Origin of the sequence: Alloalcanivorax marinus (assembly GCF_016906305.1) — a bacterium.
GTDB lineage: Bacteria > Pseudomonadota > Gammaproteobacteria > Pseudomonadales > Alcanivoracaceae > Alloalcanivorax > Alloalcanivorax marinus.
The window spans coordinates 181467-201249 of sequence record NZ_JADDOL010000004.1 but is presented as its reverse complement, the minus strand read 5'-3'; the positions used below and the strand labels follow the sequence as shown (position 1 = coordinate 201249).

The 19783-nt window shown below is 69.3% G+C and carries 15 protein-coding genes; 6 read left to right on the top strand and 9 right to left on the bottom strand.

Annotated elements, in window-relative coordinates:
• Positions 1 to 61: 61 nt before the first annotated feature.
• Positions 62 to 1249, bottom strand: a complete 1188-nt coding sequence (locus tag IM760_RS05285; protein WP_204427492.1) for an MFS transporter — start codon at positions 1247 to 1249, stop codon at positions 62 to 64.
• A 235-nt stretch (positions 1250 to 1484) separates the two neighbouring features.
• Between IM760_RS05285 and ilvD the strand changes: the two genes are divergently transcribed.
• Positions 1485 to 3161 (top strand): dihydroxy-acid dehydratase, encoded by a 1677-nt coding sequence (gene ilvD / locus IM760_RS05280; protein ID WP_204427491.1) that lies wholly within the window; start codon positions 1485 to 1487, stop codon positions 3159 to 3161.
• 17 nt (positions 3162 to 3178) lie between these two features.
• Here the strand turns inward: ilvD and IM760_RS05275 are convergent, their stop codons facing one another.
• Positions 3179 to 3616, bottom strand: coding sequence for a carboxymuconolactone decarboxylase family protein (locus tag IM760_RS05275; protein WP_204427490.1), 438 nt, complete (start codon positions 3614 to 3616; stop codon positions 3179 to 3181).
• A 130-nt stretch (positions 3617 to 3746) separates the two neighbouring features.
• On the opposite strand from IM760_RS05275, the gene pdxR reads away from it, so the two are divergent.
• The 4 genes from pdxR (at position 3747) to IM760_RS05255 (ending at position 9167) form a co-directional block, all read left to right on the top strand.
• Complete coding sequence (gene pdxR, locus IM760_RS05270; protein ID WP_204427489.1) at positions 3747 to 5147, top strand: MocR-like pyridoxine biosynthesis transcription factor PdxR; 1401 nt, start codon at positions 3747 to 3749, stop codon at positions 5145 to 5147.
• A gap of 68 nt (positions 5148 to 5215) precedes the next feature.
• On the top strand, positions 5216 to 5740 hold the full coding sequence (locus IM760_RS05265; RefSeq protein WP_204427488.1) for a sigma-70 family RNA polymerase sigma factor: 525 nt from the start codon (positions 5216 to 5218) through the stop codon (positions 5738 to 5740).
• Complete coding sequence (locus IM760_RS05260) at positions 5737 to 6705, top strand: FecR domain-containing protein (RefSeq protein WP_204427487.1); 969 nt, start codon at positions 5737 to 5739, stop codon at positions 6703 to 6705. The genes IM760_RS05265 and IM760_RS05260 overlap by 4 nt, the downstream gene beginning before the upstream one ends.
• A 71-nt stretch (positions 6706 to 6776) precedes the next feature.
• Complete coding sequence (locus IM760_RS05255; RefSeq protein WP_239549619.1) at positions 6777 to 9167, top strand: TonB-dependent receptor; 2391 nt, start codon at positions 6777 to 6779, stop codon at positions 9165 to 9167.
• Positions 9168 to 9182: 15 nt separating this feature from the next.
• Here the strand turns inward: IM760_RS05255 and IM760_RS05250 are convergent, their stop codons facing one another.
• The 4 genes from IM760_RS05250 to IM760_RS05235 all read right to left on the bottom strand — a co-directional run bounded on the left by IM760_RS05250 (position 9183) and on the right by IM760_RS05235 (position 12835).
• Positions 9183 to 10319 carry a PQQ-dependent sugar dehydrogenase gene (locus tag IM760_RS05250; protein ID WP_204427485.1) on the bottom strand — a complete coding sequence of 379 codons (1137 nt, stop codon included), beginning with the start codon at positions 10317 to 10319 and terminating at the stop codon, positions 9183 to 9185.
• A 71-nt stretch (positions 10320 to 10390) separates the two neighbouring features.
• On the bottom strand, positions 10391 to 11050 hold the full coding sequence (locus tag IM760_RS05245) for a glutathione S-transferase family protein (protein ID WP_204427484.1): 660 nt from the start codon (positions 11048 to 11050) through the stop codon (positions 10391 to 10393).
• 34 nt (positions 11051 to 11084) lie between these two features.
• Positions 11085 to 11885, bottom strand: coding sequence for a glucose 1-dehydrogenase (locus IM760_RS05240; RefSeq protein WP_204427483.1), 801 nt, complete (start codon positions 11883 to 11885; stop codon positions 11085 to 11087).
• Positions 11886 to 11914: 29 nt separating this feature from the next.
• Entirely contained in the window at positions 11915 to 12835 is a 921-nt protein-coding gene (locus IM760_RS05235) for a YihY/virulence factor BrkB family protein (protein ID WP_204427482.1), read from the bottom strand.
• A 132-nt stretch (positions 12836 to 12967) separates the two neighbouring features.
• On the opposite strand from IM760_RS05235, the gene IM760_RS05230 reads away from it, so the two are divergent.
• Entirely contained in the window at positions 12968 to 14248 is a 1281-nt protein-coding gene (locus IM760_RS05230) for a carbohydrate porin (protein ID WP_204427481.1), read from the top strand.
• A gap of 5 nt (positions 14249 to 14253) precedes the next feature.
• Here the strand turns inward: IM760_RS05230 and IM760_RS05225 are convergent, their stop codons facing one another.
• The 3 genes from IM760_RS05225 to IM760_RS05215 all read right to left on the bottom strand — a co-directional run bounded on the left by IM760_RS05225 (position 14254) and on the right by IM760_RS05215 (position 19678).
• The gene (locus IM760_RS05225; protein WP_204427480.1) at positions 14254 to 16641 is read right to left on the bottom strand and encodes a glucose/quinate/shikimate family membrane-bound PQQ-dependent dehydrogenase; all 2388 of its coding nucleotides are present in this window, start codon (positions 16639 to 16641) and stop codon (positions 14254 to 14256) included.
• A gap of 40 nt (positions 16642 to 16681) precedes the next feature.
• Complete coding sequence (locus IM760_RS05220; RefSeq protein ID WP_204427479.1) at positions 16682 to 17974, bottom strand: NAD(P)/FAD-dependent oxidoreductase; 1293 nt, start codon at positions 17972 to 17974, stop codon at positions 16682 to 16684.
• 159 nt (positions 17975 to 18133) lie between these two features.
• Positions 18134 to 19678, bottom strand: coding sequence for a phosphoenolpyruvate carboxykinase (locus IM760_RS05215; protein ID WP_204427478.1), 1545 nt, complete (start codon positions 19676 to 19678; stop codon positions 18134 to 18136).
• Positions 19679 to 19783 lie beyond the last annotated feature (105 nt).

Here is a 19783-nt window from a genome sequence, read left to right as displayed (position 1 = left end):
CGCGGCTGAAGCCGCTCCTACAGGGCAAGGCTCGCCGCCGTAGGAGCGGCTTCAGCCGCGATCAGCCGGCCTGTTCCGCCCGCCGCCCGGCCAGGAAAATCAACAGCCCGCCGATCGCCAGCGCCGCCCCCACCAGGCCGGTGCTCGACCACACCGCGCCCTGATCGATCACCAGCCCGGCCAGCCAGGCGCCCAGTGCGTTGGCCATATTGAAGGCGGCGTGGTTGAGCGAGGCGGCCATGGTCTGGGCGTCGCCGGCCACGTCCATCAGCCGGGTCTGGATGGTCGGCCCCAGGGCCATGCTGGTGCCCACCAGGCCCACGAACAGCAGGCCCGCGCCGATCCAATTGGCGGCGAAGAAAAACAGCACCTGAATGGCGGTGCACCACAGCAGGATGATCGGGATCGCGCGGACCAGATTCCAGTCCGCCAGCCGCGCCCCGGCCAGGGTGCCGACAATGGTGCCGACGCCGAAGATCGCCAGCACCAGCGGCCCCAGGGACTCGGCCATGCCGGCCTGGCGGGTCAGGGTCGGCATCACATAGCTGAACACCGCGAACATGCCGCCGAAGCCGATGCTGGCGATGCCCAGGGTGAACAGCACCCGCTGATTGACCAGGGCGCCCAGCTCCCGTACCGGGCTGGCGTCCGGGTCGGCGGCCACGAACGGCACGAACAGCCGCACCATCAGCGCCGTGGTCACGGCGATGCCGCCCACCGCCGCGAAGGCCACCGGCCAGCCGAAGGCGTTGCCGGCCCAGGTGCCCAGGGGCGCGCCCAGCAGGATCGCCACGGTCAGCCCCATCATCACCCGGCCCACCGCCCGGGCGCGCTGATTCAGCGGCACCGCGGCGGCGGCCACCAGGGCGGCCACGCCGAAGTAGGCGCCGTGGGGCAGGCCGGCGATAAAGCGCAGCCCCACGAATGACCAGAACCCCGGCGCCAGGGCGCTGGCCACGTTGCCCAGGGCGAACACCAGCATCAGCCCGATCAGCAGGGTGCGTTTCGGCACCCGGGCCGCCAGGCAGGAGATCAGCGGCGCGCCCACCACCACGCCCAGGGCGTAGCTACTGATCGCATAGCCCACGTGTTGCGGGTCCACCGCCAGGTCGCCGGCGATGCGGTTCATCAGACCCATGATCACGAATTCGGTGGTGCCGATGGCGAAGCCGCCCAGGGCCAGGGCCAGCTCGGCGAGACGGGGATGGGACGCGACGGAAGGGGTATCCGCGCGGGAAACGGAAGACATGCGCAAGCTCCGGACCGTGGGTAACGGGGAGAAAGAAAAAAGGGCCTGTGAGCCCGAAAGCGGGCATTCTCTCAGAGCGTGGTGAACAAACGAAGTTGGTTTTGTCTATCGCCGGCATCGGCGGGACCGCCTCGGGCGGGGGACCGTGGGCGAGGTTTCGCCGGACTGTTATCCTGCCGGATCAGCGCCCGTGCCCCGCGCGGCGCGGACGCCCCGACGCACAAGGAGACTGACGATGAGCGACGATCCACGCCGCCGCTATTCCGCCCCGGTGGTGGACGGTATCGGCAAGGCGCCCAGCCGCGCCATGCTGCGGGCCACCGGCTTCACCGATGACGACTTCAAGAAGCCCCAGGTGGGCATTGCTTCCACCTGGAGCCGGGTGACGCCGTGCAATATGCACATCAACGGCCTCGCCGAGGAAGCGGGGCGCGGCGCCGACGGCGCCGGCGGCAAGAGCGTGATCTTCAACACCATCACCGTGTCCGATGGTATCGCCAACGGCACCGAGGGCATGAAGTACTCGCTGGTGTCCCGGGAGGTGATCGCCGACTCCATTGAAACCGTGGCCGGCTGCGAAGGGTTTGACGGCCTGGTGGCCATCGGCGGCTGCGACAAGAACATGCCCGGCTGCATGATGGGGCTGGCGCGGCTCAACCGGCCCTCGGTGTTCGTCTACGGCGGCACCATCAAACCGGGCAAGAACCACACCGATCTGATTTCCGTGTTCGAGGCGGTGGGCGCCCACGCCAAGGGCGACAAATCGCTGATCGAGGTGAAGCAGGTGGAGGAAGAGGCGATCCCCGGCGCCGGTTCCTGCGGCGGCATGTACACCGCCAACACCATGGCCAGCGCCATCGAGGCCCTGGGCATGAGCCTGCCCGGCAGCTCCGCCCAGAACGCGGAAGACAACGACAAGCTGGAGGACTGCCGCGCCGCCGGCGCCGCCGTGCTGGACCTGCTCGACCGGGACATCAAGCCCCGCGACATCCTCACCCGGGAGGCGTTCGAAAACGCCATCACCGTGGTCATCGCCCTGGGCGGCTCCACCAACGCGGTGCTGCATCTGATCGCCCTGGCGCACACCGTGGACGTGGATCTGTCGCTGGACGATTTCACCCGCATCGGCAAAAAAGTCCCGGTGCTGGCGGACCTGCGTCCCAGCGGTCATTACATGATGAGCGAGCTGGTCGCCATCGGTGGCATCCAGCCGCTGATGAAAACCCTGCTCGACGCCGGCCTGCTGCACGGGGATTGTCTCACCGTCACCGGCCGGACCCTGGCGGAAAATCTGCAAGGCGTGGCGCCCTATCCTCAAGAGCAGAACATCATTCACGCCCTGGACAAGCCGATCAAAAAGGACAGCCACCTGCGCATTCTGTACGGAAATCTGGCGCCCACCGGCGCGGTGGCCAAGATCACCGGCAAGGAAGGCACCTACTTCAAGGGCACCGCCCGGGTGTTCCACTCCGAGGAGGAAGCCACCGACCGCATCATGGACGGCACCGTCACCGCCGGCGACGTGCTGGTGATTCGCTACGAGGGCCCCAAAGGCGGCCCGGGCATGCGCGAAATGCTGACCCCCACTTCGGCGATCATGGGCCGGGGCCTGGGGCAGGACGTGGCGCTGATCACCGACGGGCGCTTTTCCGGCGGCAGCCACGGGTTCGTGGTGGGCCATGTGACCCCGGAGGCCCAGGAGGGCGGTCCCATCGCCCTGGTGGAAACCGGCGACGAGATCGTGATCGACGCGGAGGCGGACACCATCACCCTTAACGTGGACGACGCCGAGCTGGAACGCCGCCGCGTCGCCTGGACCGCGCCAGCGCCGCGCTACGCCCGGGGCGTGCTGGCCAAGTACGCCAAAACCGTCAGCTCCGCCTCCCTGGGGGCGATCACCGACGGCGACTGATCGGGAGCTGGCGTGGGCTATTCCGGCTCGCGCCGGAAGCCCACGCTGAAACGGTTCCAGACGTTGATCATGGCGATCAGGTAGGTCAGGTCGGTGCGTTCCTTCTCGGTGAAGTGGGTGGCCAGCCGTTCGTAGTCGCGGCTGTCGTCCGCCGGCTCGGCCAGCCGGGTGAGCCGCTCGGTCCAGGCCAGGGCGGCGCGCTCGCGCTCGCTGAACCAGGGCGCCTCGCGCCAGCCGGCCACGGTATCGAGCACCTCATCGGGCACGCCGTTCTTGCGGGCGTCGCCGGCGTGCATGTGCATGCAGAACGCGCAGCCGTTGATCTGCGAGGCACGCAGTTCCACCAGCCGCATCAGGCGCGGCTCCAGGCCACTGGCGTCGTACACCTTCTTACAGCCGAACAGATGTTTCATGGCGTCCGGCGAGGCTTTGAAGAAATCGAATCGGGCTTTCATGGGACCTCCTTGAGGCAGTCCGGGTTGAGAGACGGTCCAGGTTGGAAACAGACTCAGGGTAGAATCGGATTGGTTCGCGGGCAGGATCCAATTCCGCTTATTTCACGGGACCAACCACGAGGGCCGGTCGGTGCAGATTCACCTTTCCCTGGACGGGGCCGGCGGCCTCGGTCAGCGGCTCTACGAGGGCCTGCGGCGGGCTCTGCTTGACGGCCAGGTGTCCGTCGGTGAGCGGCTGCCGCCCAGCCGGGTGCTGGCGGCGGAGCTGGGCGTGTCCCGGCGGCTGGTGGTGGAGGCCTACGAGCGGCTGGTGGCGGAAGGGTTTCTGGGCGCCACGCCCGGCCGGGGCACCTTCGTGGAGCGGGTGCCGCCGCCCCTGCCCCGGGAAGCCGACCGCGCCGGGCCGGGCCCCGGTGCCCATTGGCGCCCGCCGCTGGCCTGGGGCGGCCGGCTGGCCCCGGGCCGGCACAACTTTCCCGGCGGCGTCACCGACCGGGCCCTGCTGCCCTGGGCGGCCTGGCGCCGGGCGATGATGGCGGCGCTGCGCGAAGCGTCCCGGGACATCGGCTTCTACGGCGACCCGCGCGGCGAGGCGTCGCTGCGCCTGGCCATTGCCCGCTACCTGGGCTACAGCCGTGGTCTGGCCTGCGACAGCGATGCCGTGCTGATCACCCAGGGCGCCCAGCAGGGGCTGGATCTGCTGGCCCGGGTGCGGGTGGCCCCCGGCGACACGGTGGCCGTGGAAGAGCCGGGCTATCCGCCGGCCCGGGCGGTGTTCGAGGCCCGGGGCGCCCGGGTGGTGCCGGTGCCGGTGGACGACCAGGGGCTGTGCGTGGACGCGCTGCCCACCGACGCCAGCGTGGTCTACGTGACCCCCTCCCACCAGTTTCCCCTCGGCATGCCCATGAGTCTGGCGCGGCGGCTGGCGCTGCTGGCGTTCGCCCGCCGCCACGACGCCCTGGTGGTGGAGGACGACTACGACGGCGAATTCCGCTTCGAGGGGCGCCCCCTGGATGCGTTGAAGAGCCTGGACCGGGAAGGGCGGGTGGCCTACCTGGGGTCGTTCTCCAAGGTGCTGCACGCGGATCTGCGGCTCGGTTATCTGGTGATGCCGCCGGGGCTGGCCCCGGCCCTGCCGGGGGCACGGGCCTTCAGTGACGGCTACCCGCCACTGGTGACCCAGCGGGCGCTGGCGCGGCTGATGATCGACGGCGATTTCGCCCGCCACCTGCGGCGCATGCAGCGCCTGTATACGGTCCGGCGCCGGCGTTTGGGCGAGGCGCTGGCGGCCCGGCCCGACCTGTGGACACCGCTGCCCCAGGTGGCCGGCATCCACGTGGCCTTGAGACTGGCGGCGCCGGTGCCGGACCTGCCGGCGCGGCTGGCGGCCGCCGAGATTCGCGCCAACCCCCTGGCGCCGTTCCATATGGGCGAGGCCGCCCACGATGGGCTGTTGCTGGGCTTCGGGGTGATCGACGGCGACGCCATCGACCGGGGCGTGGCCGCCCTGGCGGAGGCGGTGGCGGGCTGAAATCGGGCTGGCCTGACGAATCATATAATGATAATAATTCGCATTATTGAATGACATTGGGGAAGGGGATGGCCATCGCCGAGGACAGTCCGGGAGCGGTCGAGGCGCGCATCGACCAGCTTTACCGTGCCCACGCGGGCTGGCTGCGCGGCTGGCTGCGCCGCCGTCTGGAGTGTGCCCACAGCGCCGAGGACCTCACCCAGGACACCTTCATGCGCCTGCTCACCGCCCGGGATCGCAACGGGCTGCGCACCCTGCGCGAGCCCCGGGCCTACCTGAGCACGGTGGCCGGCCGGCTGTTGGTCAACCATTACCGGCGGCTCTCCCTGGAGCGCACCTACCGGGAGGCTCTGGCGTTGCTGCCGGCGGAGGAAGCGCCGTCGCCGGAGTGGCGCCTGGATCTGCTGGAAACCCTGCAGGCGGTGGACGCCATGCTGGATCGCCTGCCCGGGGCGGTGCGCACCGCCTTCCTGATGGCGCAGCTGGAAGGGCTGCCCTATGCGACCATCGCCGGCCATCTGGGGATCAGCGAGCGCACCGTGAAACGGTACATGGCCCGGGCCCTGGAAGAATGCATTCTGGTGATGGAATGAACGGCGAGGCCCCCCTGGACCGGGCGGTGGCCCGGCAGGCGGCGCGGTGGTTCCTGCGCGGGCGGGAACAGGCGCTGGACGCCGACGCCCGCGCGGAGCTGGCCCGCTGGCGGGCCCGGGCGCCGGAGCATGAACGGGCCTGGCAGCGGGCCCTCCGTTTGGCCGAGACCTTCCAGTCGATTCCCGCCGAGTTGGGGATGCGCACCCTGGACCGGCGCCGGCGCCTGGACCGCCGTGCCGCCCTCAAGCATCTGGCGCTGCTGATCGGCACGGCGCCGGCGGCCTATCTGGCCGGACGGGCCCTGCCGCTGGCGCGCTGGGGGGCCAGCTACCGCACCGCCGTGGGTGAGCGCCGTACCCTGGTGCTGGAGGACGGCACCCGGGTGGACCTGAACACGGACTCCGCCCTGGATGTGAGTTTCGACGGCGGCCAGCGGCTGCTGAATCTGCACGGCGGCGAAATACTGGTGACCAGCGGCGGCCCGGACCCGGCCGACCGGCCCCTGCGGGTGCGCACCGGGGAAGGCCTGATGCAGGCCCTGGGCACCCGTTTTCTGGTGCGGCGCACGCGGCCCGGCCAGTCGGAGCTGGCGGTGTTCGAGGGCGCGGTGGCGGTTCGTCCGGGCGCCGGCGGGGCGCCGTCGCCGGGACGGGTTCTGCGCGCCGGCCAGGCCACCCGCTTCGACCGGCTCGGGCTGGAGCCCGACCGGCCGGCGGCGGAGAGCCGCGCGGCCTGGACCCGGGGACGCCTGGTGGCCGACGACCTGCCCCTCGATCACTTTCTGGCGGAGCTTGGCCGTTACCGGGCCGGCTTCGTGCAGTGCGACGACCGGGCGGCCCGATTGCGCATCACCGGCACCTTCCAGCTCGACCACGGCGACCGGATTCTGGCCGCGCTGCCGGACACCCTGCCGGTGGAAGTCTCCTTCCTGACCCCCTACTGGGTGCGTGTTCGCGGCCGCTGACTGTCCCCTTTTCCGATTTCGCGTGTCCTTACCGTAAAGACCTTGAATCGACCGTATCAGGACACCGGATGATGACCGTGACAACTTTGCCGTTCCGCGCCTTCACGACGCCCCTGGCCGGGCTGCTGATGGGGCTGCTGCTGTCCCTGTCGGCGGCCGCCGGCCCCGCCGGCCCGCGCCATTACGACGTGCCCCCCGGCCCCCTGGCGCCGGCCCTGCACCGCTTCGCCGGGCAGGCTGGCGTCACCGTTCAGGCCGCCGCCGGGCTGCTCGACGACCGCCTGTCCCCGGGGCTGAGCGGTGACTTTACCGTGGCGGATGGCCTGCGCCGGCTGCTCGCCGGTACCGGTCTCGGCGGCAGCGCCGCCGGGCCGGACCTGTATGTGATCCGGCCGATCTCCGGCCAGGTACTGGACCGGGTGGAGGTCACCGGCGGCATCGGCGCCTCGCCGGCCATGGCCCTGCCGGTGCCCTACCAGGGCGGCCAGCTCGCCAGCGGCGGTCAGGTGGGCCTGCTCGGCAACAAGGACTACATGGACGCGCCGGTGAACATCACCAGCTACACCCGCGAGACCATCGACAACCTGCAGGCGCGCACCATGGCGGAAATGGTCCGCAACGACCCGTCGGTGCGCGGCGCCAGCGGCGCCGGGGGGATGCTGGATTCCTTCTTTATCCGCGGCTTCGCCATGAACGAGGGCAACTCCGGCGAAGTCTCCTACAACGGCGTCTACGGCGTGGCGCCCAACTACCGGGTGCTGACCGGGTACGCGGAGCGGGTGGAAGTGCTCAAGGGGCCTTCCACGCTGCTCCACGGGCTGTCGCCCAATGGCAGCGTGGGCGGCACCATCAACGTGGTCTCCAAGCGGGCGCCGGCCGGCGACCTGAACCGGGTGGAGGCCCAGTACACCCAGGACCTGCAGTTCGGCGGCAGCGTGGACCTGAGCCGCCGCGCCGGCGAGGACGACCGCTGGGGGATGCGCTTCAACGCCGGCTACACCGACGGCGACACCCGCCTGGATGACCAGCAGCGCGCGTCCGGTTACACCGCCCTGGCCCTGGACTACCAGGGCGAACGGTTGCGCGCCAGCCTGGATCTGCTGGCGCAGCGGGAGGACTACGACGCGCCGTCCCGGGAACTGATGCTCGCCGACGGGGTGCCGCTGCCCTCGGCGCCGGACGGTCGGCGCAACGTGACCCAGGAATGGGAATGGTCCCGGGTGGAGGACCGCTCCCTGCTGTTGTCCGCCGAGTACGACCTGAGCGAGCACCTGATGGCCTTCGCCAACCTGGGCGGCGGTGACAGCGAGGTGGACCGCCTGTTCGGCTACCCGACCATTCAGAACGCCGGGGGCGACACCCGGGATTCCCCCTCCTACATGCTGTTCCGCAATCAGCGCCGCACCGCCGACGCCGGCCTGCGGGCCCTGTTCGACACCGCCGGCGTGGCCCATGAGCTGTCCGTCCAGGTGAACGGCTACCGGGAGAAATACCGGCGCGGGGCGGTCTACGCCAGCGCCTCCTACGATTCCAATATTTATGAGCCGGTGTCGCGGCCGGAACTGGCGGTGGCCCGTCCCGCCCACATCCCCGACATGTCCGAGTCGAAGCTGAGTGGCCTGGCCCTGGCCGATACCCTGTCGTTCCTGGACCGCCGTCTGCAGGTCACCCTCGGGGCCCGCCGCCAGCGCATCGAAACCGACAATTTCAATGCCGCTCCCGGCAGCCGCCATTACGACGAAAGCGAAACCGCCCTGTTCACCGGCCTGGTGGTCTCCCCGTGGAGCGGCGTGTCCTTCTACGGCAATTACACCGAGGGTCTGAGTCGGGGCGAGATCGCCCCGGCGGCGGCCGCCAACGCCGGCCAGGCCCTGGCCCCCTATGTGGCCAAGCAGTACGAGGCCGGCATCAAGCTGGACCGGGGTGGCCTGGCGGTGACCCTGGACGCCTTCCAGATCACCCGCCCCTACTCGGAACTGAACGGCGACAACGTCTATCGGGCCGGCGGCGAGCAACGCAACCGGGGCCTGGAGGCGATGGTCTTCGGTGAGCTGGGTGAACGGCTGCGGGTGATGACCGGGGCCATGGTCATGGACGCCGAACTGACCCGGGCCCGGGATCCGGCCTTGCGGGGCAACAAGCCGGTGGGCGTGCCGGACTTCCAGGCCAACGCCACCGCCGAGTGGGACCCGGCGGCGCTGCCCGGCCTGACGCTGCTTGTGTCCGCCAGCCATACCGGTGAGCAGTACCTGTCCAACCGTAACCGGGAGCGGCTTCCGTCCTGGACCACCTGGGACCTGGGCGCCCGTTACCAAAGCCGCTTGGCCGGCACGCCGGTGACCTGGCGCCTGACCGTCCAGAATGTGGGCGACAAAGCCTATTGGGCCAGCGTCAACAGCTGGAGCATGCTGACCGTGGGCGCGCCGCGTACCGCCGTGCTGTCGGTGACCGCCGATTTCTGAGCGCCGGCGGCGGGCTCAGCCCGCCTCCGGCGGCGTCAGCCGCAGCAGCGCGCCCCGCGGGCTGTCGGTGAGCAGGTAGAGATGACCGTCCGGGCCCTGGCGCACATCGCGGATGCGGTCGCCCCGGTCCGTCAGGTAGCGCAGCTCCTCCTCCGCCTCGAGGCCGTCGAAGCGCACCCGGTTCAGGTGGGTGAGCTTGAGGGCGCCGGACAGTACGTCGCCGCGCCAGCCCGGGTAGCGCTCGCTGGTGACGAACACCATGCCGGACGGCGCGATGGACGGGGTCCAGTAGTGCAGCGGCTGGGCGTAGCCGTCCTTCTTTTCCTGGCCGATGGACGGGCCGTAATACTCGCGGCCGTAGGTGATCACCGGCCAGCCGTAGTTGACGCCGGCCTCGACCCGGTTGATTTCGTCACCGCCGCGGGGCCCGTGCTCGTTGAGCCAGGGCTCGCCGCTGTCCGGATGCAGGGCCAGGCCCTGGGGGTTGCGGTGGCCCCAGCTCCAGATCTCCGGCCGGGCCTCGGCGTCGCCCACCAGCGGATTGTCCTCGGGCACCCGGCCATCGTCGTGCAGCCGCAGCACGCTGCCGCCGTGTTCACTGTTGTCCTGGGCGCGCTCCCGCTGGCCCCGGTCGCCGATGGTCAGGAACAGGTAGCCGTCGTCGTCGATGACGATGCGCCCGCCGAAATGCTTGGCGGTGTCGGTGCAGGCGCTCTCCGCCACGAACAGATCCTGGAAGTCGCGCAGCTCACCGTCGCGGTACACCCCACGGCCCACCGCGGTGGTGGCGCCGCCGTCACCGCAGGCCTTGGCGTAGCTCAGGTAGAGTTGGCGGTTGTCGGCGAACCGGGGGTGGGGCAGCACATCGAACAGGCCGCCCTGGCCCTGGGCCACCACCGCCGGCACGCCGGTTACCGGGGTGTCCCGCAGCTGGCCGTCGACGATCCGGCGCAGGGCGCCGCCGCGTTCGGTCACCAGCCATTCGCCGTCGGGCAGAAAAGCCAGCGACCAGGGCTGGGCCAGCCCCTCGACCACCGGGGTGGCGGTAAGGCCGGTGCGCTCCTGGGGTGTCAGCGGGGCGTCCGCCCCGGCGCAGCCGGCCATCAGGGCGGCGAACAGGGCGAGCGATGGGGCGTGGCAACGGGACGGCATGGCGAACTCCGGAGGCTGAATAAACCGCCATTGAGCATGCCACGGCGCCCCGGCGCCGTGAAGGCGGCGGTCTACTTGCCGCCGCGCGCGTACTTGAGGAATTTCGCCATGGCGGCGTCCCGGTCGGCGGCCACCTGTTTGGCGCTGTCACGTTCGTTGAGCCGCTCCAGCAGCTCGGCGCTGCCCGGCGCCTCGGCCAGCAGATCCAGGCCGAACAGCTTGCCGGCCACCGCCTTGGCCAGGTCGGCGCTGTACAGGAACACCACGTCCGCCGCGCTCAGCTGGTCGCCGGCCAGGTAGGGCGAAAAGGACGCGGTGCGCCGCAGGGCGCGGATGCCCTTGAGCAGTGCTTCGCGGGCCTGGGTTTTGGTTTCCTCGCTGACCTGACCGCCGAAGAACACCTCGGGGTAGCAGCGCCGGGCCGGCAGCTCCAGGTACAGCTCCACCATCTTGGCCAGCTGCTTCACGCGGGCCCGCTGGAACGGGTCCGCCGGGTACAGGGCCGGGCCCTGGTCCAGGTCATCCAGGTATTCCAGAATCACGCTGGCTTCGGACAGGTAGCCCTGGTCGGTCTGCAGCACCGGCACCTTGCCCATGGGGCTCACCGCCAGCACCGGTTCTTCCTGGGCCGGGTACAGGGTGGCCTGCTCGAAGGGAATGCCCTTTTCGAGCAGGGCGAATTTGACCATGTTCACGTAGTTGCTGGCGTCGAAACCGTGCAGTGTCAGCATTGAATACTCTCCCGAAAAAACAACGATAAAACTTTCAAAGGGCGGTCAGGCCGCCGTCCACCGCCAGTTGATGGCCGGTGACGAAGGACGAGGCGTCGGACAGCAGCCAGCGCACCGCCTGGGCCACTTCGTCGGCTTCGCCGACCCGGCCCAGGGGGTGCATGGCGGCGTGGAAGTGGCGCTGTTTTTCCTCGCTGGCATAGCCGGCCCGGGCCGCCTGTTCGATGGCGCGCTCCATCATGGCGGTGCGGATCACGCCGGGGCAAACGGTATTGACGCGGATGTTCTGACGCGCGTATTCGGCGGCCACGCTCTTGGTCATGCCCACCACCGCGTGCTTGCTGCCGGCGTAGGCGGCCCGGCGCGGCGCGCCCACCAGGCCGGCCACCGAGGCGGTGTTGACGATGCTGCCGCCGTGGGCGGCCATGGCGGCGGTTTGGTGCTTCATGCACAGCCACACGCCCTTGACGTTGATCGCCATGACCCGGTCGAACAGCGCTTCGTCCACCTCCGCGATCTTGTCGTTTTCTTCTTCGATGCCGGCGTTGTTGAAAGCGCCGTCCAGGCGCCCGTAAGCGTCCAGGGTGGCCGCCACCGCCGCCGCCACCTGGGCGTCGCGGGTCACGTCCAGCGTACAGGCGCGGGCTTCCGCCCCGGTGGCGCGGAGGGTTTCGGCGGCGTACTCCGCCGCCGCCCCGTCGATGTCGCCGAGCATCAGCCGGGCGCCCTCGGCGGCCAGCAGCTCGGCGGTGGCGCGGCCAATGCCGGCACCGGCGCCGGTGATCAGAATGACCCGGTCTTTCAGGGATGTGTCGCGTGGCAAGGTCGAACTCATGGGGCTCCCCCGTTGATTGTTTTTTGAAATCAGAACCGCTCGCCGTGTTTGTCTTCCAGCACCTGCTTCTGCACCCGCACGGCGGCGGAGCTGGGTCGGATATGGACGCCGTTGGCCTCGGTCCAGGCGCGCGTGATGGCGGCGCCGAACAGCAGGATCAGCGACGAGTAGTATACCCACAGCAACAGCAGCACCAGGGAGCCGGCGGCCCCGTAGGTGGAGGCGGTGGCGGTGTGGGACAGATAAAAAGCGATCAGGAAACGCCCGAAGATGAACAGCAGCGCGGTGATCAAGGCGCCCAGGCGCACGTCCCGCCAGCGCAGTACCGCGTCCGGCAGCACCTTGAAGATGGTGGCGAACAGGGCGGTGACCACCGCCACCGACACCAGGGTTTCCAGGGCCACCACCAGGCCGCCGGGGATCGGCAGCCAGTCGCGGGCGAACACCATCAGGGTCTGCACCATCACGCTCAGAAACAGAGACACCAGCAGCACGAAGCCGATGGACAGCACCACGGTCAGCGACATCAGCCGGCTTTTCACCAGCGCCAGAATGGTATTGCGGGAGGGCTTGGGCGCGATGTCCCAGATGTTGTTCAGCGAGCGCTGCATCTGCGCGAACACGGTGGTGGCGCCCACCAGCATGGCGCCGATGCCGATCAGCGTGGGCAGAATGCCGCTGTCGTCCAGGCGGCTGCGTTCCACCGCCTCGCGCACCGTCTGCGCGGCCTCCGGGCCCACGGTATCGTGCAGTTGCGCCATGATCTGCGCCATCGCCGCGTCGGTGCTCATCACCAGGCCGATCACCTGCACCGCCAGAATCACCACCGGGGCGATCGAGAACAGGGTGAAAAACGCCAGGGCCCCGGCGTAGCTGATGGCGTTGGCGTCGAGCCAGTAACGCACCGCGTCCCTGACCAGGGCATAGGCGCGCAGCAGAGTGTCCTTCATAGCCAGCGTCCGTCTCGAATGAGCAACGAGTGTAGCCATTGTGGGCGCCGGGGCCCACTGTCCACGGCATTGACGTGAACCCCGCCAGGGCCGAGTCTGGTGCCTCGTCGTCATTGCTCACAGGGAGGGAGCATGAACATCCAGGTCCTCGGGCGCGCCGGTCTGGTCGCGCTCTGTTGTCACGCCATACCCGCCTTCGCCGCCGGTCCCCTGGACCCGGACGGCGATCACCTGCTCGGCGACTGGGGCGGGGCCCGCGCCGATCTGGCCGCGCGGGGTCTGATTCTCGATCTCACCTATACCGGCGAGTTCGCCTACAACCTGGCCGGCGGTTATCGTCGCGACGGCCTGGTCGCCCGGGCGGACGAGGTGGCCCTGGACACCCGCTTCGATCTGACACGGCTGGCCGGGCTGGACGATGCGGAAGTGCGCCTGACGGTGACCAATCGCAACGGCGAGGATCTCACCGACGAGCGGCTGGTGGACCCGGCGGGCGGCCCGCTGTCGTCGGTGCAGGAAATCCACGGCCAGGGCAATGTCACCCGGCTGACCCGCCTGTGGTACCGCCAGGGCTGGCGCGACGGCGCGCTGGACCTGAAGGTGGGGCGCATTCCGGTGGGGGACGACTTCGCGGTGATGGAGAGCCACTTTCAGAATCTCTACCTGGGCAGCAGCCAGCCGGGCAATCAGGCCGGCGGCGTCTGGTACAACTGGCCGATCAGCCAGTGGGCGGTAAGGCTGCGGCTGGGTGACGTGGAGGGCCGCTATGTGCAGGCCGGGGTGTTCGATCTGAACCCGGAGAACCTGGACCCGGACCGGGGCTTCGCCTTATACCGGCAGGGCACCGAGGGCGCCCTGGTGCCGGTGGAAGCCGGCTGGCACCGGGGCCGCGATCTGCCCGGGGACTACAAGATCGGGGCCTATTACAGCAACGCGGAGACCCGGGACTACGCGGACGGCGGCACCACCGGCCGCCGCTATGGCGCCTGGTTCGTGGTGCGCCAGCAGGTCAGCGCGCCGCACCGCGACGACCGTGGCCTGGTGCTGTTCACCCAGGGCAGCTGGCACGACCGGGACAGCGCATACGTGAGCCGCTATCTGAGCGCCGGCGCCGTGTGGCGGGGGCCGCTGCCGTCGCGGCCGGCGGACGACCTGGGCGTGGGGCTGGCCTTCGCCGAGGTCGGCGACCCCTATGTGGCGACCGTCACCGCCGGCAACGCCGGCCTGGGCGCCGGCGCGCCCGGCTATGTGCCGCCGCAAAGCGACGAGTGGAACCTGGAGGTCTACTACGGGGTGAGCGTCACGCCCTGGCTGATGGTGCGGCCGAACCTGCAGCTCATGGTGCACCCGGGTGCCAACGACCGGGTGGACGACGCCTGGGTGCTGGGTACCCGGGTGGAGGCCACCCTGTAGCGGCCTCAGTCCGGCAAACCGTAGACGATGATCGCGTCCCCGGCCCGGGTGCCCAGGGAGCCGTGGCCGCCGGCCACCACCAGCACCCGCTGGCGGCCCTGGGAATCGCTGTAGGTCATGGGCGTGGCCTGGCCGCCGGCGGGCAGGCGGTCTTCCCAGAGGGTGTCGCCGGTGGTCAGGTCGTAGGCACGCACGTAGTAATCCAGGGTGCCGCTCATAAAGGCCACGCCGCCGGCGGTGATGATCGGCCCGCCCAGGTCCGGCACGCCCATTTTGAACGGCAGCGGCACCGGTGCCTGGTCGCGCACCGTGCCGTTGCGGTGTTTCCAGACCACTTCGCCGCTGACCAGATCAAGCCCCGCCACATAGCCCCAGGGCGGCTGCTGGCAGGGCAGCCCCAGCGGTGACAGGAACGGCTTGAGGGTCACCGCGTAGGGCGCGCCGTAGTTTTCGCCGAGCCCCGGCTTGCCGTCGGACACATAGTCGGTGGTGGCGTCGCCCCGGGGCACCAGGGTGGACACGAACGCCAGATAGGCCGGCGTGGCGAAGGCCACCTGGCGGCGCGGATCCACCGCCAGGCCGCCCCAGTTGAAGACCCCGAAGTTGCCCGGGTAGATCAGGCTGCCGCGCTCCGAGGGCGGAGTGTAACGGCCCTGATAGTGGAGACGATGGAACTGGATGCGGCAGGCCAGCTGATCGAACAGGGTGGCGCCCCACATGTCGCGCCCGCGCAGCGGCGGCGGATTCAGGCTCAGCGCCGAGGCGGGCTGGGTGTCCGCCACCGGCTGATAGCCCAGACTGGCGGGCGCCGGCTGCTCCTCCACCGGCACCACCGGTTCGCCGGTTCGCCGGTCCAGCACGTACACATCGCCCTGCTTGGTGGGGGCCACCAGGGCCGGCACGGTGCCGGCGTCGGTGGTCAGGTCGACCAGGCTGGGCTGGGCCGGCACGTCCATGTCCCAAAGGTCGTTGTGCACCGTCTGAAACACCCAGCGCACCTGGCCGGTGGCCAGCTCCAGGGCGACGATGGACGAGGAAAAACGGGCGCTCCGCGGGTTGCGGTTCTTGCCCCACTGGTCCGGCACCTGATTGCCCATGGGCACGTACACCAGCCCCAGGTCTTCGTCCACGCTGGAGACCGACCAGCTGTTCGGGGTGCTGGCGCTGTAGGTCTCGCCCTCGGCGATGGGCGCGGTGTCGTCCGGGTTGCCCGGGTCCCAGTTCCACAGCAGCTCGCCGCTGTCCACGTCATAGGCGCGGATCACGCCGGACGGCTCGGAAGTGGACACATTGTCGTTGACCGCGCCGCCGACGATCACCCGGTCCTCGGTGACCACCGGCGGCGAGGTGGAATAATAGAAACCGTCCTTCTGGTGGGGCATGTTGGCCCACAGGTTCACGGCGCCGTCGTCGCCGAAGTCCCGGCAGACCCGGCCGTCGTCCGGATCCAGGGCGATCAGTCGCGCGTCGGCGGTGGGCAGGAACAGGCGCCGCCGGCAGCGGCGGTCTTCCGCCGTGTCCGGCCGTTCCTCCAGGCCGCTGCCGGACGCGGCCAGGGCCTGGTCACCGCCGCTTTCCAGGCCGTCATCGGCGCGGTGGCCGGGGAAGTAGGACAGGCCGCGGCAGGTCTGGTGCTGGCGGCTGATGTCCTTGTCGATCTCCGGGTCGTACTTCCAGCGCTCCTCGCCGGTGTCCGCGTCCAGGGCGATCACCCAATGGTGAGGCGTGCAAAGATAGAGGGTGTCGTCGACCTTCAGGGGCGTCACTTCATAGGTGGTCTCGGTGGGGTCGCCGTCGCCGCGCACGTCGCCGGTGTGGTAGGTCCACAGCTTTTCGAGCCGGCCCACGTTGTCCGGGGTGATGCGGTCCAAGGGGGAGTAGCGCTGGCCGAGGCCGGTGCGGCCATAGGCGTGCCAGTCGCCGTCCTCGATGCCGCTGTCCGGCGCCGGGGCACGGGCGTCGGGCAGGGCGCCGCTCAGGTCGTGGGGATCCCGTTGCCAGGACAGCAGCGCCAGGGCGGCGGCCAGCACCACCGTCACCGCCAACGGGCCGGCGGCCAGCGTCCACGGCTGGCCGCCGGTGCCATGGAGTCCCCGGTTGATGAACGGCAGCAGCAGCCACAGACCCAGGGCGACGATCACCGCCCCGCGGGGCACCAGGGCCCACCAGTCCAGGCCCACCTCCCACACCGACCAGACGCCGGTGCCGAGGATCAGCAGCGCGTAGATCCACAGCGCCCCGGGGCGGCGGGCCACCATCAGGGCGCCGGTGAGCACGAAGCCCAGGGCCGCCACCACGTAATAGGCGCTGCCGCCCAGCCACAGCAGCCAGGCGCCGCCGGCGCCCACCGCCAGCCCGATCAGAATCAACAGCCATCCGGTCAAAACGGCCATGGGGTCCCTCCCACTCAGTGATGAATGCGTGTCGCGGTGTTCAGTGCAGTTTCAGTCTCGGCCTCACCAGCTTGCTGAAGCGGCCGGCGGCCAGCAGCAGCAGGGTACGCGGCCAGCCGTACAGGGCGGCCTGGTGCATGCGGTAGAGGCCCACGTACATGATGCGCGCCAGCCAGCCTTCGACGAAAAAGTTGCCGCCTTTCAGGTTGCCCATGAGCATGCCCACGGAGCTGTAATTGGACAGCGACACCAGGGAGCCGTGGTCGCGGTATTCGAACGGCTTCGGATCCCGGTTCATCAACAGGCGCTGCAGATTCTTGGCGGTGTGGTGCGCCATTTGCTGCGCGGATTGGGCGCGGGGCGGAATCGGCTTGTCGGCGCCTTCCGGCTTGAAGAAGGCGCAGTCGCCAATCACGAACACCCGGTCGTTGCCCTTGGCCAGCAGGGTGGGCTCCACTTCGATCTGGTTGATCTTGTTGAGCTTGAAGCCTTCCAGCTTGCCGAGAAATTCCGGGGCCTTGACGCCGGCGGCCCACACCATCAGGTCCGCGTCGATGGTGTCGTCGTCCTTGGTGATCAGCGCGTGCTCCTTGGCCTCGGCCACCATCACGCCGGTGCGCACGCTGACGCCGAGCGCTTCCAGACGGTCCTTGGCGGCGGCGGAGACGCGCTCGGACAGGCCCGGCAGGATGCGCGGCAGCGCCTCCACCACGGTGACCTTGAGCTGTTTGCGGTCCAGGTGCTCGTGGCCGTACAGCTTGAGCATGGCCACCGCATGGTGAATTTCCGCCGCCAGTTCCACGCCGGTGGCGCCGCCGCCGACGATCGCCACGGACACCGGGTCGTTGCGGAAATTGGCCTGCAGGCAGGTGTTCATGAAGCGCTCGCGGAAGCGCTCCGCCTGGGCGCGGGTGTCCATGAACAGGCAATGCTCGCGGACCCCCGGGGTGCCGAAATCGTTGCTCTGGGAACCCACCGCGATCACCAGATAATCGTAGGCCAGGTCGCGCTCCGGCAGCACCGGCTCGCCGTCCTGGTCGGTGATCGCCGCCAGGGTGATGGTGCGCGCTTCCTTGTCCACGCGGATCATGCTGCCCGGCTCGAACCGGTAGTGGTTGAGGCGCGCGTGGGCGCGGTAATCCACCGCGTCCAGGTCGGCGTCGATGGCGCCGGTGGCCACCTCGTGGAAGCGCGGCTTCCAGACGTGCACGCTGCTGGTGTCCACCAGGGTGATGTCGGCGCGGCCGTACTTGCCGAGCTTGCGGCCCAGTTGGGTGACCAGCGGCAGGCCACCGGCGCCACCGCCGACCACGACTATCTTGGGTTTGCTCATCAACGGACTCCTTGCGTCACGGCGGTCAGTCTAACGCCGTGGGGGGGAAGCTTGAAATCGCGGCCCGGCCGGTTTTGCGTGATTTGACCGACCGGTCCGTTCGGCACCACGAAAAAGCCCGCCGGAGCGGCGGGCTTTTTCGTGGTCACGGGCCGGGGCTCAGGCCCGGGGGCCGGCGGCGCGGATGTCGTCGGAGACGTCCGAGTATTTTTCCGCGAAGTTCTTCTGGAACTGCTCGGCGAGATCACGGGCGCGTTGCTCGTAGTTCTCCGGGCTGGCCCAGGTGTTCTTCGGCATCAGCAGCTTGCTGTCCACGCCCGGTACCTGCTTGGGCACGTCCAGATTGATGATGTCCAGGTGCTCGGTTTCGGCCTCGTCCAGTTCGCCGCTGAGGATGGCGTCGATCACGGAACGGGTGGTGGGGATGCTGAAGCGCTCGCCCTCGCCGTAGGGGCCACCGGTCCAGCCGGTGTTGACCAGGTACACCTTGGAACCGAATTCCTTGACCCGCTTGATCAGCAGCTCGGCGTACTCACCGGCGCGGCGCGGGAAGAACGGCGCGCCGAAGCAGGTGGAGAAAGTGCTCTTGATGCCCTTGCCGGCGCCCACTTCGGTGGAGCCCACCAGGGCGGTGTAGCCGCTCAGGAAGTGGTAGGCGGCGCCTTCGTGGGTGAGCCGCGATACCGGCGGCAGCACGCCGGTCAGGTCGCAGGTCAGGAAGATCACGTGCTTGGGCTCGCCGGCACGGTTCTCGATCACGCGCTTTTCCACGTTTTCCAGCGGGTAGGCGGCGCGGGTGTTCTCGGTCAGCGACACGTCGGTGTAGTCCGGAACCCGGGTTTCCTCATTGAGGATCACGTTTTCCAGCACCGCGCCGAAGCGGATGGCGTCCCAGATGATCGGCTCGTTCTTCTGGCTCAGGTCGATGCACTTGGCGTAGCAACCGCCTTCGATGTTGAACACCACATCCTTGCCCCAGCCGTGCTCGTCGTCACCGATCAGGTAACGCTCCGGGTCGGCGGACAGGGTGGTCTTGCCGGTGCCGGACAGGCCGAAGAACAGGGCCACGTCGCCGTTCTCGCCCACGTTGGCGGAACAGTGCATGGGCAGCACGTCTTTTTCCGGCAGCAGGAAGTTCTGGGCGGCGAACATGGCTTTCTTCATTTCACCGGCGTAACGCATGCCGGCGATCAGAATCTTGCGCTGGGCGAAGTTGAAGATCACGCAGCCGTCGGAATTGGTGCCGTCGCGCTCCGGATCGCACTGGAAGTTCACCGCGTGCAGGATCTGCCACTCTTCCTTGCCGCGCGGGTTGTACTTCTCCGGGCGGATGAACAGGACGTTGGCGAACAGATTGTGCCAGGCGGTCTGCGCGGTGACTTTCACCGCCAGGTAATGATCGGTATCGGCGCCCACGTGCAGATGGGAAACGAAGGTGTCGTCCTCGGTCACGAAGGCGGCCACGCGATCCCAGAGCGCGTCGAATTTGTCCGCCGGGAAGGGGCGGTTCACGGGGCCCCAGTGGATGTGCTCACTGGTGCTGGGCTCATCGACGATAAAGCGGTCCATGGGGGAGCGGCCGGTGCGGTGGCCGGTTTCCACCACCAGGGCGCCGGTATCGGACAACTGGCCTTCGTTGCGCTGAACGGCCAGTTCGACGAGCTGGGCCGGGCTGAGATCGTTATAGGTCATAGGGTCGGTCATGATTATTCCTGGGCTTGGCACCTTGATGGAGCACTTGCTGGCTACGCTGACAGGCGCGCGATTATGACAGAAAAGCGGCCCCCTGGCGACGCCGCCGCCGCGGGG